The sequence below is a fragment of the Limosilactobacillus rudii genome (assembly GCF_014145455.1).
GTDB classification, from domain to species: domain Bacteria; phylum Bacillota; class Bacilli; order Lactobacillales; family Lactobacillaceae; genus Limosilactobacillus; species Limosilactobacillus rudii.
This window is the reverse complement of the sequence record NZ_JACIVB010000055.1, coordinates 1-14,727: the sequence shown is the minus strand read 5'-3', so window position 1 is coordinate 14,727 and position 14,727 is coordinate 1. Positions and strand designations below refer to the sequence as shown.

The 14,727-nt window shown below is 41.2% G+C and carries 13 protein-coding genes and 1 other annotated feature; of the genes, 5 read left to right on the top strand and 8 right to left on the bottom strand.

The window, feature by feature from the left end:
- Nucleotides 1-58 precede the first annotated feature (58 nt).
- The 6 genes from H5S39_RS07010 to acpS form a co-directional block, all read right to left on the bottom strand.
- Nucleotides 59-850: a 2-keto-4-pentenoate hydratase gene (locus tag H5S39_RS07010; RefSeq protein WP_182596424.1), complete on the bottom strand. Its 792-nt coding sequence runs from the start codon at nucleotides 848-850 to the stop codon at nucleotides 59-61.
- A gap of 69 nt (nucleotides 851-919) precedes the next feature.
- Nucleotides 920-1,149: a binding site (T-box leader), on the bottom strand.
- 78 nt (nucleotides 1,150-1,227) lie between these two features.
- Entirely contained in the window at nucleotides 1,228-2,466 is a 1,239-nt protein-coding gene (gene codA, locus H5S39_RS07005) for a cytosine deaminase (protein WP_182596423.1), read from the bottom strand.
- A gap of 2 nt (nucleotides 2,467-2,468) precedes the next feature.
- On the bottom strand, nucleotides 2,469-3,833 hold the full coding sequence (locus H5S39_RS07000) for a cytosine permease (RefSeq protein WP_182596422.1): 1,365 nt from the start codon (nucleotides 3,831-3,833) through the stop codon (nucleotides 2,469-2,471).
- Between the two features lie 191 nt (nucleotides 3,834-4,024).
- Nucleotides 4,025-4,399 carry a type II toxin-antitoxin system PemK/MazF family toxin gene (locus H5S39_RS06995; protein WP_182596421.1) on the bottom strand — a complete coding sequence of 125 codons (375 nt, stop codon included), beginning with the start codon at nucleotides 4,397-4,399 and terminating at the stop codon, nucleotides 4,025-4,027.
- Nucleotides 4,400-4,412: 13 nt separating this feature from the next.
- Entirely contained in the window at nucleotides 4,413-5,543 is a 1,131-nt protein-coding gene (gene alr / locus H5S39_RS06990; protein ID WP_182596436.1) for an alanine racemase, read from the bottom strand.
- On the bottom strand, nucleotides 5,536-5,904 hold the full coding sequence (gene acpS, locus H5S39_RS06985; RefSeq protein ID WP_182596420.1) for a holo-ACP synthase: 369 nt from the start codon (nucleotides 5,902-5,904) through the stop codon (nucleotides 5,536-5,538). The genes alr and acpS overlap by 8 nt, the downstream gene beginning before the upstream one ends.
- 314 nt (nucleotides 5,905-6,218) lie before the next feature.
- Here acpS and dltX point away from each other — a divergent pair, with 314 nt between their 5' ends.
- Genes dltX through dltD form a run of 5 tightly spaced genes read left to right on the top strand, consistent with a single transcriptional unit; the run spans nucleotide 6,219 to nucleotide 10,666 of the window.
- On the top strand, nucleotides 6,219-6,359 hold the full coding sequence (gene dltX, locus H5S39_RS06980) for a teichoic acid D-Ala incorporation-associated protein DltX (RefSeq protein WP_003665629.1): 141 nt from the start codon (nucleotides 6,219-6,221) through the stop codon (nucleotides 6,357-6,359).
- Between the two features lie 22 nt (nucleotides 6,360-6,381).
- Entirely contained in the window at nucleotides 6,382-7,908 is a 1,527-nt protein-coding gene (gene dltA / locus H5S39_RS06975; RefSeq protein ID WP_182596419.1) for a D-alanine--poly(phosphoribitol) ligase subunit DltA, read from the top strand.
- A complete protein-coding gene (gene dltB / locus H5S39_RS06970; protein ID WP_182596418.1) occupies nucleotides 7,909-9,126 on the top strand; it encodes a D-alanyl-lipoteichoic acid biosynthesis protein DltB in 1,218 nt (405 codons plus the stop codon).
- A gap of 18 nt (nucleotides 9,127-9,144) precedes the next feature.
- Entirely contained in the window at nucleotides 9,145-9,384 is a 240-nt protein-coding gene (gene dltC, locus H5S39_RS06965) for a D-alanine--poly(phosphoribitol) ligase subunit DltC (RefSeq protein ID WP_182596417.1), read from the top strand.
- Nucleotides 9,377-10,666 (top strand): D-alanyl-lipoteichoic acid biosynthesis protein DltD, encoded by a 1,290-nt coding sequence (gene dltD, locus H5S39_RS06960; protein WP_182596416.1) that lies wholly within the window; start codon nucleotides 9,377-9,379, stop codon nucleotides 10,664-10,666. Before dltC ends, dltD begins: the two co-directional genes overlap by 8 nt.
- An 85-nt stretch (nucleotides 10,667-10,751) precedes the next feature.
- On the opposite strand, the gene H5S39_RS06955 is transcribed toward dltD, so the two are convergent.
- Both H5S39_RS06955 and H5S39_RS06950 read right to left on the bottom strand, forming a co-directional pair.
- Nucleotides 10,752-11,666, bottom strand: a complete 915-nt coding sequence (locus H5S39_RS06955) for a glutaminase (RefSeq protein WP_182596415.1) — start codon at nucleotides 11,664-11,666, stop codon at nucleotides 10,752-10,754.
- Between the two features lie 296 nt (nucleotides 11,667-11,962).
- The coding region (locus H5S39_RS06950; protein ID WP_182596414.1) for a DUF1542 domain-containing protein at nucleotides 11,963-14,727 on the bottom strand (2,765 nt) is incomplete at its 5' end.

Below are 14,727 nucleotides of genomic sequence, written 5' to 3'. Positions count from 1 at the left end.
ATGGTGATTGCTCACCGGCTTCATTCATTATCCATCCCCCCTTTCATGGCAGCAGGAATTACCTAGCATTTACAACAACATCCCCGAAGCCATTGTCAAACTTCACTTCCCACTTACCAGCAGTCAACTTAGGTGGCAATACGAATGTTCCTGATGATACCATTTGCCCTTTCTTAAAAGTTTTTCCTTGGTCTGCTAATTTTTGAACTAACCATTGAAGAGATTTGAACGGGTTGCCAAGTACTTCTGATGACACGCCTTCCTTTAGTTTTTCCCCGTCCTTGTACAATACCGCGTGAACATTAGCTGCATCATCAACACGATCAAAGGCCTGATCTGCATCCCGTTCTTCACCATAAACTACCAATCCGCCAACAGCACAATCTGACATTACGTTGTACTTACCTAAGTCGGGGAACCAGTCAACGAAACGGGCGTCAGGTAGCTCTAAATCACCAGCAACCGTCACCTTATGGAATAAGTCATCTAACGAATCGGTTGGCTTTAAGTCCTCCTTTGCCCGAAATGCTAATTCAACTTCTAACAGCGGTTCATTCAAGTCCTTTAATTCAACATCTGCTGGTGCTTGTAAAAATCTTTCAGCAACCTGTTGACCATACAATGGTGAGTCCGCATCAAACATGTCCTGCGTTTCCTTACTCGTCAATGATACCTTGTAGCCGGCAGTCGGCTTTCCTTTTAACTTTACAACTTCATCTTGAACAGCATAGGCGGTGTCATCGTCTTTTACTACTCCCTGCCAATCCTCTTCGTTTAGTGGGGTGTTAGTATCATAAGCCTTAAAAAGTGCCTTAGCGAATTCTTCTTGTTTTGCGGTTAATTTAGTCATAATCATTACCTCCAAAATTAGTTATAAATCTAGAAAGAAAAAAACGTCCTTACGCTGCAATCATGCAACAGTAAGAACGCTTCTGCGCGGTACCATCCTACGTTGACCAACTTAACATTGGTCCCCTCATCCACAAACAAACATTTGTGACCAAGATAATGGATGGTAGCCAACCTGCGCCTACTAATCTTCAGCCGGTAACTCGGGAATGATTAACTCCTAATTACCATGACTAGCTCACACCACCCGCTAGCTCTCTGAACTTAATAATTAGTCATTATTTCCGTCTTTGTTTTTCTCATCTAAATTTAATTGTTGGAAATAATATAACTGCTAACGGCTACTTTGTCAATGCAAATTATTAGATTTTTTTAATTTTATTTAATATTAATTTTAGTTTCCGCTGGTTTAGTCTCTGCTAATACTTTACCGTGACGAATATTATAAAGAACTTCCACATGTTTGTTGAGGGCATTATAGAAGTCCGCCGCATTTAATAAGATGCAGTTAGCTGGCTTGCCAACTTCAATTCCATAATTATCCGTAATATGGAGAGTCTTCGCGCCATTATATGTAACATACTTAAAGGCGTCTTGCAGCTGGTGGTAACCCATTAAGTGGGCAATATAAACTCCCATTGTAACCACATCAAGCATATTTCCATTACCAAGCGGGTTCCACGGGTCTCGAACATCGTCTTCACCAAATGAAACGTTGATTCCGGCATTGTCTAATTCCTTAATCCGGGTAACTCCTCGCCGTTTTGGATAGGTATCAAACCGTCCGCCAAGGTGAACATTAACTAAGGGGTTAGAAACAAAATTAATGTCACTCATCTTCAACAAGCGGAAAAGCTTATAGGTATATGCATTATTATACGAACCCATTGCCGTTGTATGACTGGCGGTGACCCGGTCTTTCATCCCCCGCTCATAAGCTTCTGTTGCGAGAACTTCAAGATTCCGTGAAGCAGGGTCATCAATTTCATCACAGTGAACATCAACTAGCCGGTCATACTTGTCTGCTAAGGCCATAAGGAAGTGGACCGATTCCCAGCCATATTCCGTTGTAAATTCAAAGTGCGGAATTCCACCGACAACATCAAGGCCTTCTTTAACCGCTTGTTCCATTAATTCACGACCATGAGGATAACTGAGGATTCCTTCTTGGGGGAAGGCAACTAATTGAAGGTCAATCTGGTCCTTCAACTCTTCGCGTAATTCAAGCAGGGCCTGGGCAGCGATCAAATGTGGATCTGTTACGTCAACATGGCTTCGAACGTGTTGAATTCCGTGACCAACCATATTTAGCAGGGTCTTTTTTGCCCGCTTCTTCACGTCTTCCTTAGTCAAGTCCTGCTTACGTTCACTCCAAATCCGGATACCATCAAATAGCGTGCCAGATTCATTCCATTCTGGCTGACCAGCTGTCAGTGTCGCATCTAAATGAACATGCGAGTCAACAAATGGCGGTAATAATAAATTGCCCTGACCATCAATTACTTGTTCGTTAGTAGCCGCTGTTAAATTAGGACCAATTTCCTTAAACTTACCATTAACGATCCGGACGTCTACCATTTCCTGATGATTATCTACATGCACATTTTTTAATAACATAATTATTCTTCCTTTCGGTCAACCAGTGACATTACTCCATAATATAGGATACCACTCAAAATCATATCAATAAATGTCGCCCCAATAGTATTAACAAAAATCGGCATCTTATGAACAACCAGGAAGAAACTAATTCCCACGATAAACACAATGATCGCACCCCAGTTGATCCCACCGTGGTACCAATACTTACCGCCGACCTTTCCTAACTGGTCAATATCATAATGACGGTGCGCACGGAAGTAGAAATCCGTACAGATAATTGCAATCGTTGGTCCTAATACCATTCCGACATAATCAAGGAAGGATTCAAAAGTACTAAGAAAACTCCCAACAAACATTGGAATAAAGGTAACGAGGGTTGCGAGTAGGACGACGATCCATAATGAATGCTTTAATTTTAATTTAGTAAAAATGTTCGACAATGCTGAACCTGCTGCTAAGAGGTTTACGGCATTAGCAGTCATTGAGGTCAAAATGATGACTAATAAGGCCACAACCCCCAAGCCAAGTTTGCTTGCGATTGTCGATGGGTCAGAGTTATTAGCATTATATACCCCCGACGAAACAGCAATACTGATTGTTGAAATTAAACCAATAAAGGCAAACCAGATTACTCCGAGCAATGCCCCGCAAAACGGTGTCAACGTTGCATTCTTTTCGTTAGCAGTAAACCGGGTAAAGTCTGCACCAGCAGTTACCCAAGCAAGGTTGAACGCAGCAACATAGTCAATTGCCGCCCCAACTGCCATCTTAGAATGAGCAGGAACATGCCAGTTGACGATTTGTTCAAAGGAGACCGTCCTAAACACGGCAATCGATTCCCAAATCACAAAAACCAATACAAGGATAATTCCTAACCGTTCAATCATTTGTACTGAACGCGATCCACTAGACACACTGATAATATGAAGAACACTCATGATAATAATTCCAACTACCAATCCTAGGTAACCGCCACGCTGGCCCCATACCGGCCACCCTAATAAGTCATGGAATAAAAGGCTTACCGACTGGGCAGCGATAAAGGTATTCACGGCCGTCCACCCAATAAACTGAGTAATATTAACCAATGATGGCAAATAGCTACCCCGTTCACCGAATGATGCACGGCTCAAGCTCATTGTCGACACCCCGGTTTTGTATCCGATATATCCCACTAAACTTAAAAATACATATGATAATGCGGAAGATAGAACTAATACTTTCATTGCGACCGCAAATCCACAGGCTGCCAGTACACCGCCAACAAACCACGTTCCGTTATTTGCATTGGCACCGACCCATGTCGCAAACATATCCCAAGTAGTGGTCTTTCTACTTTTCATTGGAACACTAAAAATTGTTGTATTCTTTTGCTCGTTCACAAGATATCCTCCTTAGCATCAAAAAAGCCCTAGTCCCTTTTAATGGTCCTAGAGCTTTACAAAAGATATCTGGATAGTGTGTGTCCACTATCCCATATTGTTATTTTGTCTTTTGTAGTCTCTCTGGGCTACATTAAAAGAACCGTTGTTAATTTAACAGTGAGTATACGTGTTTTATTATTTCTTGTCAATCATTTATTTTCATCATAAGCAGCATTTAGCCCCACGCTGATTGTTAGTGCATGATCTACTTTCTCCATTGTTGATGGGGAAAGATGGGCTATTCGATCCTTTAACCGCTGTTTGTCAATGGTCCGCAGCTGCTCTAGTAAAATAACTGAATCATGTGTTAATGGTAATGACTTTCCTTTTAATTGAACATGCGTTGGCATCTTTTTCTTCTGCATTTGTGCCGTAATAGCAGCAACGATTACGGTCGGACTATAATGATTGCCAACATCATTTTGCAGGATTAGTACTGGACGGACTCCGCCTTGTTCTGAACCAACCACCGGGGACAAATCAGCATAGTATATGTCACCTCGTTTTACTTTTCGCTTTGTCATTACCTTCGCTTCCTTAATCGTTACTATAGTGGTATACGCGGTGCACGCGATTACTAATGTTAGTTAAGATTTCATAATTAATCGTTCCAGCTTGTTCTGCTAAGTCATTGGCGGTTATCTCTTTATCACCCGACTTGCCCATCAGTACGACAGGAGTACCAACTGGATAGTATTTAGGTAACTTAACCATCATTTGATCCATACATACTCGCCCTGCGATGTCACAAAACTGTCCATCAACCAAAACTTTGAAACCAGTCATGCAGCGCGGGTATCCATCAGCATAGCCAATTGGTAATGTCGCAAGCCACTCATCTTTAGCAGCTGTATACGTCGCACCGTAGCTTACAGAGCGGCCTGCTTTTAGCTTTTTTACAAAAACAATTGAAGATACCAATGAACTTACAGGTTGTAAATCTAATGTCAACTTCAAATCACGCCCAGATGGATTTTGCCCATACATTGAAATCCCCATCCTAATCGTGTTGGCAGTAATCACACCCTGATGCCATAAACCAGTTGCGGAATTAGCCATGTGAACATATGGCGGAAGATTTTCAATACTATCAATATATTTCTGCCATTGTTGAACCTGGCGCTTAAAGTAAGCATCATCAGGACTGTCAGCCGTTGCAAAGTGGGTAAACATCCCCTCAAACTCAAACTCAGGATTCTCCAATAATTCAACTGCTTGCTGGAAGGTTGCAATATCTGTAAACCCGATTCGTCCCATTCCAGAATCAACTCCCAGATGAACCTTTAACGGTTTTTGTGGTTTTATTACCTGCGCTAATTGATGATACTGCTCTAACCAATCTAATGAACCAACAGTAAGCGAAATCCCTGCATTGGCTGCAATAACAGCATTTTCAACTGGCGTAATTCCTAAAACAAGCGTCATTGCTGCAATCCCGTTATCACGCAATGCAAGTGCTTCATCTAAGATTGCCACGCATAAACCGCTGGCCCCGCCATTCAATGCCGCATTAGCTACCGGAACCAGTCCGTTGCCATAAGCATTAGCCTTGACCACCGCTAAAATACGGCTATTTGCTGGTAACGCCTTTTTTTGTTCTTGGATATTATGTTGTAAGGCAGCTAAATCAACTACTAATGACGTGCCTCGTAAACGACCATTAATCATTTTCATTCTCACTTTCTAAAATTACTTCTGTCATCACTAAGGATGCTGTATGACTCACTGATGCATGAACATTACCATTATACGGCGACTTGGTGACAATGGGTGCACCATATTGATTATCAATAATCTCAATATCATGAAAGCCTAACTTGGTCCCAATCCCAGTTCCATATGCCTTTGCAAAAGACTCCTTTAATGACCACCGTCCTGCTAGGTATTCAACCGCACGCTGATTGCTAAACTGCCCGTACTGTTCTTGCTCCGCGGTGGTCAAGACATGTTGAATAAATCGGGAATGCGCAACAGCAGCCTTTCTAACTCGTTCGATCTCTGTTATGTCGATTCCAATCCCCTTAATCATTTATCTTCGTCTCCTTTTGCAACTGCTATCTCCCGCTTAATCTTATCTAATATTGTTTATTCTTGCAATTATTGTAATATTAGTTCATCATGATCTAGTTATAAAAAATTTATCTTTTTCTAGTTACAATTACCAAAGAAAAAGTTATAATTTTAAGGCAATCAGCATTCTTATTTTAGAACATTTCATTAATTTTCTCTTAAATTTTTTATAGTAGGGTGAAAGTGCCTCACTCTATTAGCCGAGATGCACGATTAATGGTATTCTTGATATGTATGCCAATTACAAATTATAAAGATGAGAGAAGGAGAAATATGGCTCAGATTATTCAACGCCATCCTGCATTACGATTCATCTTAAAAACATTATTTTACTTTGTAGTGCTCTTATTACTGATATACCTTTACGGTTATTATGGAGCAGGCCAAGAGCCATTTATCTACAATGAATTCTAATGCGGAGGAAATAGATAATATAATGAGTAAAAATATTATTACCGTCTTTGAACAAATCGTCAAAGACAACCCAACCCGAATCGCATATGACGAAATGGGTAAGACCACTAGTTATGCAGACCTACATGCGGCAGTTGATGCACTAGCAGCTTGGCTTAATGATCAATCTCTTCCTGATCGGAGCCCGATTCTAGTATACGGTGACCATCAGGTCGAGATGATAATTAGCTTCTTAGCCGCATTAAAATCGGGGCACACTTATATTCCGGTTTCAAATGATTCTGCTATCCCACGAATGCAATCAATCTTAGATACCGCCAAGCCGGCAATGATTATTGCAGTTAACGATTTTCCAACAAATGAGTTGCAGTTTGAAGCACCAATTGTCGACCATAAAAAGCTTGCCGACATTCTTGCAACCCCCAAAACGTTTACTACTTCCTCAATGATTGACGGTAGCGAACTTGCCTACGTCCTTTTTACTTCGGGCACAACGGGGTCACCAAAAGGGGTTGAAGTTAGTCATGACAACTTTATGACTTTCGTTGACTGGATGCTGGGTGACCAATTTAAGCTTAAGCGCCACGCTAACTTCCTCGGACAGCCGCCATATTCATTTGACCTGTCAAACATGTATTGGTTGCCAGCACTTCTCAGCGGCGGAACAATCAAAGCTCTCCCTCATAATGTTGTTGAGAACTTCGGGCAGATGTTTACTGCCCTTCCTAATTTAGACTTAGAAATTTTTGTTGGGACACCATCATTTGCGGATATGTTAATGCTTAGTCCAGCGTTTAACCAGCAAAAGATGGCAAGCCTTAAGACATTCTTATTCTGTGGTGAAGAACTAACCGTCAAAACCGCTAAGGCCCTTCATCAACGCTTCCCAGATGCCAAAATATTTAATACGTATGGCCCGACTGAAACAACCGTTGCCGTTTCAGGAATTGAAATCACTCCTGAAATCATCGAAAATAACGATCGCCTTCCGGTCGGCTATGCTAAGCCTGGCGTTAAACTGTCAATTTGGGATGGTGACAAAGAGATTACTACCCCTGGTCAACAAGGTGAAATCATTATTAGCGGTGATAGCGTTGCACGGGGCTACATGAACAACCCTGAGAAGACGGCTAAGTCATTCTTTAAGATCGACGGGGTCCCTGCTTATCGAACTGGTGATGCCGGTGTTCTTGATAGCGATGGACTTCTTCATCATAAGGGCCGCATGGACTTCCAGATCAAGCTCCATGGATTCCGTGTCGAACTTGACGAAGTACGAGCAAGTCTTGAAAAGAGTCCGCTAATTAAGCAAGCGGTGGCAGTTCCTAAATATAATAAGGATCATAAGGTCACCCACTTGATTGCCTATGTAATTCCTAAAGAAGCAACGGACGATGAGGCTGGTTTGACAAAGCAAATTCGTGAAAGCCTTGACGGGCTGATCATGCCTTACATGATGCCAACCCAGTTCATCTACCGTGATTCATTCCCAATGTCTGCAAATGGCAAGATTGCAGTTAAACAAATGATTGCTGAGGCTAACAAGTAAATGCTTGAATGGATTTCAAATCTTCCAAACTATAGTGCATATGGTACTCCGGTATACTTTATCTACTTACTTCTTGCTATTTTACCGTTGGGTATCGGCCTTTATTTTGGAAAAAGGTTTAGCTGGTACGAAGCATTAATCAGTTTTATCTTTATCTTTTTAATGTTCGATGGATCAAGCTGGCAACAGGGAATTTCACTAATTGGGTATGTTATCTACCAAACACTTTTAGTGATGATTTATCACCGTTACCGTCAAAAGAATAATTCAAGCGGCGTGTTCTATCTTGCCGCTGCCCTCTCAATCTTACCGATCGTGATTGTCAAATTATCACCCGCAATGCTTGGTCATAACTCATTACTTGGTTTTCTTGGCATTAGTTACCTAACGTTCCGAGCAGTTGGAACCGTGATTGAGACCCGTGACGGAATGATTAAGGAAATTTCGCCATGGAAGTTCATCCGCTTTATCCTGTTTATGCCAACCATTACTTCTGGACCAATTGATCGTTACCGGCGATTTGAAAAGGATTATAAGAAGGTACCGACTAAGGAAGAATACTTGAATCTTGTTAATACCGGTTTCTTCTACCTTTTCCTTGGATTCCTGTATAAATTCGTTATTGGTTACTTCTTTGGACAGCGCTTTTACCCATTCTTTGAACGTGCTGCGTTAGCTGATCCTTCCTTCCCTTCGTGGAATCTGATCGGGGTAATGTACACGTATGGTTTCTACTTATTCTTTGACTTTGCTGGTTACTCACTATTTGCGGTAGCAATTAGTTACTTCATGGGCGTTCGGACCCCAATGAACTTTAAGCAACCATTCAAATCAAAAAATATTAAAGAGTTCTGGAACCGATGGCACATCAGCCTTTCATTCTGGTTCCGTGACTACATTTTCATGCGCTTTGTCTTTTTGGCAACTAAGAAACGGTGGTTTAAAAATCGTAATGCCTTGTCATCTACCGCCTATATGCTTAATATGTTATTAATGGGTTTTTGGCACGGAATTACGTGGTACTATATCTTGTATGGTTTCTTACATGGTCTAGCCCTTGTTGCCAATGATTGGTGGCTGCACTTCAAACGTAAGAAACTCAAAAACCTACCACATAATAAATTCACCACTGGAGTTGCAATTTTTGTTACCTTTAACTTTGTAATGTTTACATTCTTAATCTTTAGTGGTTTCTTGGACACTTACTTATTTAAATAATTTTAGGAGGACTTAATTATGCAAGAACAAATTATTACTATTTTAGCTGATGCAACTGGTCGGGACGCTGCTGATTTCAGTGACCCAAGTCAAAACCTTTTCGAAAGTGGTTTATTAGACTCAATGGCTACTGTTAGTCTCTTACTTGGCCTCCAAGATGCCTTTGACGTTCAAGTACCAGTTTCAGAATTTGACCGCAGTCAATGGGATACTATCGAAAAAATAGAAGAACGCGTAAAGGAGCTCCAAAATGCATAATGGCAAAAAGCTGTGGTCAATCTTTGGCCCGCTGATTGTCGCTTGTCTATTAGTAGTTCTTTTGTTTTCACTGCCGATTAGTAAAAAGCACTCAGCGGCGATTGAACATAAAGCTGCAGTATCATTAAGTCCTGTTGTTTTCAAAAACCAATCAATTAAACAACAAGCACTTAGCGATAAGCATACCCACTACGTTCCCTTTTTTGGATCTAGTGAGTTGCGTCGGATGGACCGTTTTCATCCATCTGTAATGGCTGCCCGTTACCATAATTACACCCCGTTCCTCTTTGGTTCACGGGGGACACAATCTCTTCCACAGTTCTTTAATATCAACTCAATGGAAACTCAGATGACCAATAACAAGGCCGTCTACATCATTTCTCCACAGTGGTTTACCAAGCAAGGTGTTCAGCCACCTGCTTTTAAATATTATAATGGTGAACTTGCAAACCTTAATTGGCTTAAAACAGCTAATCCGCATTCCCCTTATGACCGCTATGTGGCAAAACGGTTAGTTACCATGCTTGGTAATGATGGTACAGTATCATCATACGCGAAAAAAATTGCTGCAGGTAAAGCACTAAGCAGTTTTGATATGGGAATTATCCGCTTTCGGCTAAACCTGCTCGTTCACGAAGATGTAATCTTTTCTGGCTTCCAATTAAATAATAATTATGGCAAGCATATTCTTCCGAACGTGGCAAAATTACCCAAGCATTATAACTATAACCGTTTATATGATGATGCAATGAGTGAAGCAGCACGCCAAACTGATAATAACCGTTTTGGAATTCAAAACAACTTTTACACCAAGCGTGTTAAGCATAATTTAGCAAAAACTAAGGGATCACAAAGAAACTTTGATTATACTAGGTCACCTGAATATGGCGACTTAGAGGTGGTTCTTAATCAATTTAAGAACACTAATTCCAATGTTCTCTTTATTATCCCGCCAGTTAACGCTAAGTGGGAAGCCTATACCGGCATGGATATGGATATGTACTATCGTTCAGTTGAGAAGATTAAATTCCAACTACGGCAGCAAGGATTTAACCATGTCCTGGATCTATCTCACGATGGTAATAAGCCTGGCTTTATGGAAGATACTATTCATATCGGTTGGGCCGGCTGGGTTAAAGTCGATAAAGCCGCTAATGACTTTATTTCAACAAAACAACCGCAACCGCATTACCAAATTAATCGTAAGTTCTTGTCACCAGAATGGGCCAACCTAAACCCAACGACTGACAACTTACAAAAATTTAAACAACAACTTCACTAAAAGAATGAGGCTCACGAGAAAAACATGATTTTCCCGTGGGCCTCTTCCTATTTACTCATAGAAGTATTAGTTAACCAATGTATAATTATGAGACTACTAAGTTTAATTGGCTTACAACATCATTTAATAAGCTCATTCCAGCAATGCTGTTACCATGCTGATCTAAAGCTGGACTGAAGACGCCAATTCCACATTTATGCGGGGCACAAGCCAATAAGCCACCGCCAGTTCCACTTTTTATCGGTAGTCCAATTTTAATTGTGTATTCTTTTGACTCTTCAAATGAGCCAACAGTCGTCATCAAAGTCTTCACCAGTTCATTATCTTCATGACTAATAAGCCGGATATTATCCCAAGGCTTAATTCCATCATTTGCCAGAACCGCTCCTAAATTAGCCAAACTTTGTGTTGTCACCATTATCGAACTCTGCATAAAATAAGTAATCAATGTTTGATCGACCGTCTGTAAAATGCCCTTGTCCCTTAGATAATAAGCCAAAGAATGGATATCTTTATCATTCATAATTGCTGATCGAAATAGGCGCTCATTTAAACTAATACAAGGATCATTACAGATTTCACGACAAAAGCCTAATAGGGCATTAAAACTGTTTTGTCCCATTAACTGGTCAATCATCGCCGTCGTTATTAAAGCAGAAGAATTATTAAGGTAATTAACTTGTCCGTGGACATTTAATTGGCTATTCAATAGTGCTGAACTCAAACTAAAATTTACTGATCCATCATCTAACTTTGCAAGAACATTCTGTCGCCCTAAACGTTTAATCGCCAGAATTAACGTAACCACTTTGGCGATACTTTCAATTGCAAAACGTGTTCCAGCCATTCCAGCAGTTCCGATTTGATCTTCTTCTGTATCATAAACAGTTATTCCCAACTGCTGTGGATCAACAACTGCCAATGCCGGGATATAGTTTGCTACTTTCCCACGAGTAGTTTCAACAAAGTTCTTGTCTATTAATTGCTCTAATTTTTGCATTGGAAAAACCTCTTTTTCAGTTCAGGGGTCTATTACCCACTAGAAAACAAAATACGTTAACCTCACATCTCTTTTTTTATAAAACCGATGAATTTAATAGCTGTTCCTTATATGAGCTCATCTTCTCAGATATTAATCATCACGGTAATCGTAACAGATATTTTATTACTAAATCAAACAAAAAGCATAAATATTTTTATAAAATTATTTAAATAAAATACCCCAGAGTGATTAGTTTTTTCACTCTGAGGTATTTTACTATCTAGCGGTATTTACCGCCCTCAAATAAACCGACATTAGAAGTTCTTCTTACCAAACTTGGCAGCAAGTCCGACTAGACCAACAAGTCCAGCAACTGCTAATCCGGCAAGGCTCATACCCCGGTTAGCTTCATTACCAGTCTGTGGTAAGGTTGCTTGCTTATTAGCATTCGTCGTCTTTTGACCATTGTGGGTATTAGCAACACTCTTCGTTACCTTTTGATGGTTGCCTTGAGTATTACTGTTTTGACTTACTTCTTGCTTACCTTCACTACTGTTATTTTCAGTAGTGTCAGTTGCAGACGTGTTGTCATCAGTTTGGTCTTGACTAGCAGTAGGAACTTCGATGGCTTCGATTGCAGCAACACCGCGACTTTGAGCATCAGCAACTGCTTCTTCAGTATTAGCAGCGTTGATTTCTTCCTTAGCAGTATCGGCAGCAGTCTGAGCCTGGTTCGTTAATTCATTTTCTTCTGCTGAGGTAAGGTTAGCGGCATCAATCTCGGCTTTCTTAGCGTTAAGGGCATCGTCAATGGCCTTAATTGCGTTGTCCTTAGCGGTTTGAAGAGCTGGGTTAATGTTCTTGATGGTGGTAATACCATCATCAGCTAAACTACTAATTTCACTAGCAGTTGCTGCAGTCTTTACCGCCGCGATTGCCTTATTAGCAGCATCAGTAGCTTCCTTAATTAAGGCGTCCTTAGTAGTATCACTAATGTTAGCAGCATTAATTTGTGCCTTCTTATTAGCTAACTCTTCATTAATTGCATCGATGGCATCTTGTTGAACACTAGCAAGACTTGGCACCTTGATGTTAAGAATCGTTTGAACACCATCCTTGGCAGCATCATCAGCAGCATGATTAGTCGTTGCTGCATCAATGTTCTTGTATGCAGTCTCGGCATCCTTGTTTGCTTCATCTAATAGTGCTTGCTTCTTATCGTTAGTAAGGTAAGTAGCACCATTGATTTCCGCAGTCTTAGCATTCAAGGCATCAGTAACTGCTTGCTTAGCATCACTCTTGGCATCATCTAAGCTTGGAATTACTAGGTTAAGAATATTATCAATGCCAGTAGTTTCAGCGTCCTTAGCTTCATCATCAGTCTTCGCATTGTTAATATTGTTGATTGCGTCATCGGCAATATCATCAACTTGCTTCTTCAGGGTATCCTTTTGACTGTCAGTTAAGTTCTTAGCGTTGTCGATAGCTTCCTTCTTAACGTTGCGAACTTGGTTGACAGCATCAGTAGCATTTTGCTGTGCATCCTTGAGGCCAGGAATCTTAATACCAAGGATTGCTTGAACACCGGTGTCACGGGCAGCATCAACCGCATCATCCGTCTTAGCGTTGTTAACATTAGCAACGGCCTTGGTGTATTCATCCTCAACCTGCTTCTTAAGAGCATCCTTCTCAGCAGCATTCAAGTGACTAGCGTTATCGATTTCAGTGTTCTTGTCCTTCTTAGCAGCGTCAAGAGCATCGATTGCGTTCTTCTTGTGGTCATTAAGACCTGGAACTTTCACACCGAGGATATCTTGAACACCCTTTGTTTCGGCATTCTTAACCGCATCGTTAGTCGTAGCCTTATTGATCTTGTCCTTGGCATCATTAGCAAAGTCAGTAGCTTTCTTAATCAAAGCATTCTTTTCACCATCGGATAAGTGGTCGGCCTTGTTAATTTCAACCGTCTTTTCAGCAAGTACTTGGTCGATTACCTTAGCAGCATCGCTCTTAGCATCGTCAAGGCTTGGAATAGTGACGTTTTCAATGTTTTGCACACCAGTGTCACGTTCTTCCTTAACTGCATCGTTGGTCTTAGCATCATTGATCTTGCTAATAGCATCATCGGCAGCGTCCTTGGCTTCCTTCTTCAAGGCGTCCTTTTCAGGATCAGTCAAGTTAGTAGCACCGTCAATTTCAACATTCTTTTGCTTCAAGGTGTCATTGATGATATCAATTGCGTTCTTCTTAGCATCTTCAAGGCTAGGTACCTTTACATCAGCGATATCGTTAACACCATCAGTAGTAGCCTTTGTAACATCCGCATCAGTTGTTGCCTTAGCGATATTATCCTTAGCCTTATCTGCCCGGTCATTGGCTTCCTTCTTCAAGGCATCCTTTTCCGGTTCAGTAAGGTTATCAGCCTTATTGATTTCGTCAATCTTCGCCTTCAAAGCATCATCAATCGCATGGTTGGCAGCGTTCTTAGCTGGAGAAGCAGTTGGAACTTCGACACCATTGATGTTGGCAATACCTTCGTCACGACTAGCGTCAACAGTTGGAACATCCTTGGCAGCATCGATTGCAGCAAAGGCATCATCCGCAAACTTCTGTGCCTTTTGTTCGAGGTTAGTCCGTTCATCATTAGTTAATGAAGAAGCATCCTTGATTTCCGCAGTCTTAGCGTTCAATGCATTTTGAACAGCAGCCTTAGCAGCAGCTTTATCAATGTTGGTAAGGCCATCATTAGTTGCCTTATCTACATCATCAGTAGTAGTTGCCTTATCAATTGCATCATTAGCCGTCTTAGCAGCCTTATCTACATCATCCTTGGCGGCCTGTTTTTGTTCAGGAGTTAGGTCAGGTTGGGCGTCGATAGTTTGCTTTGCCTTTTCGGCGTCGTCGTTGAGGTTGGATTTAGCTACGGCTTGGCCGTGGTGAAGGTTGGCGATGCCGTTAAGATTGCCCTTGGCATCTTCGATGGCCTTCGCTGCCTTGTCGACATCTGCTTGACTGGCATTATTGTCATCCAAGACCTTTTGACCATCACTGACAGCCTTGTCATAGGCCTTCTTAGCTT

Bases quoted from the DNA above. Each gene is read 5' to 3' on its own strand.
- acpS (WP_182596420.1), bottom strand. From the start codon at position 5,904: ATGATTAAGGGGATTGGAATCGACATAACAGAGATCGAACGAGTTAGA.
- H5S39_RS07010 (WP_182596424.1), bottom strand. From the start codon at position 850: ATGACTAAATTAACCGCAAAACAAGAAGAATTCGCTAAGGCACTTTTT.
- dltC (WP_182596417.1), top strand. From the start codon at position 9,145: ATGCAAGAACAAATTATTACTATTTTAGCTGATGCAACTGGTCGGGAC.
- H5S39_RS06995 (WP_182596421.1), bottom strand. From the start codon at position 4,399: ATGACAAAGCGAAAAGTAAAACGAGGTGACATATACTATGCTGATTTG.
- dltA (WP_182596419.1), top strand. From the start codon at position 6,382: ATGAGTAAAAATATTATTACCGTCTTTGAACAAATCGTCAAAGACAAC.
- dltB (WP_182596418.1), top strand. From the start codon at position 7,909: ATGCTTGAATGGATTTCAAATCTTCCAAACTATAGTGCATATGGTACT.
- dltD (WP_182596416.1), top strand. From the start codon at position 9,377: ATGCATAATGGCAAAAAGCTGTGGTCAATCTTTGGCCCGCTGATTGTC.
- codA (WP_182596423.1), bottom strand. From the start codon at position 2,466: ATGTTATTAAAAAATGTGCATGTAGATAATCATCAGGAAATGGTAGAC.
- dltX (WP_003665629.1), top strand. From the start codon at position 6,219: ATGGCTCAGATTATTCAACGCCATCCTGCATTACGATTCATCTTAAAA.
- H5S39_RS06955 (WP_182596415.1), bottom strand. From the start codon at position 11,666: ATGCAAAAATTAGAGCAATTAATAGACAAGAACTTTGTTGAAACTACT.
- alr (WP_182596436.1), bottom strand. From the start codon at position 5,543: ATGATTAATGGTCGTTTACGAGGCACGTCATTAGTAGTTGATTTAGCT.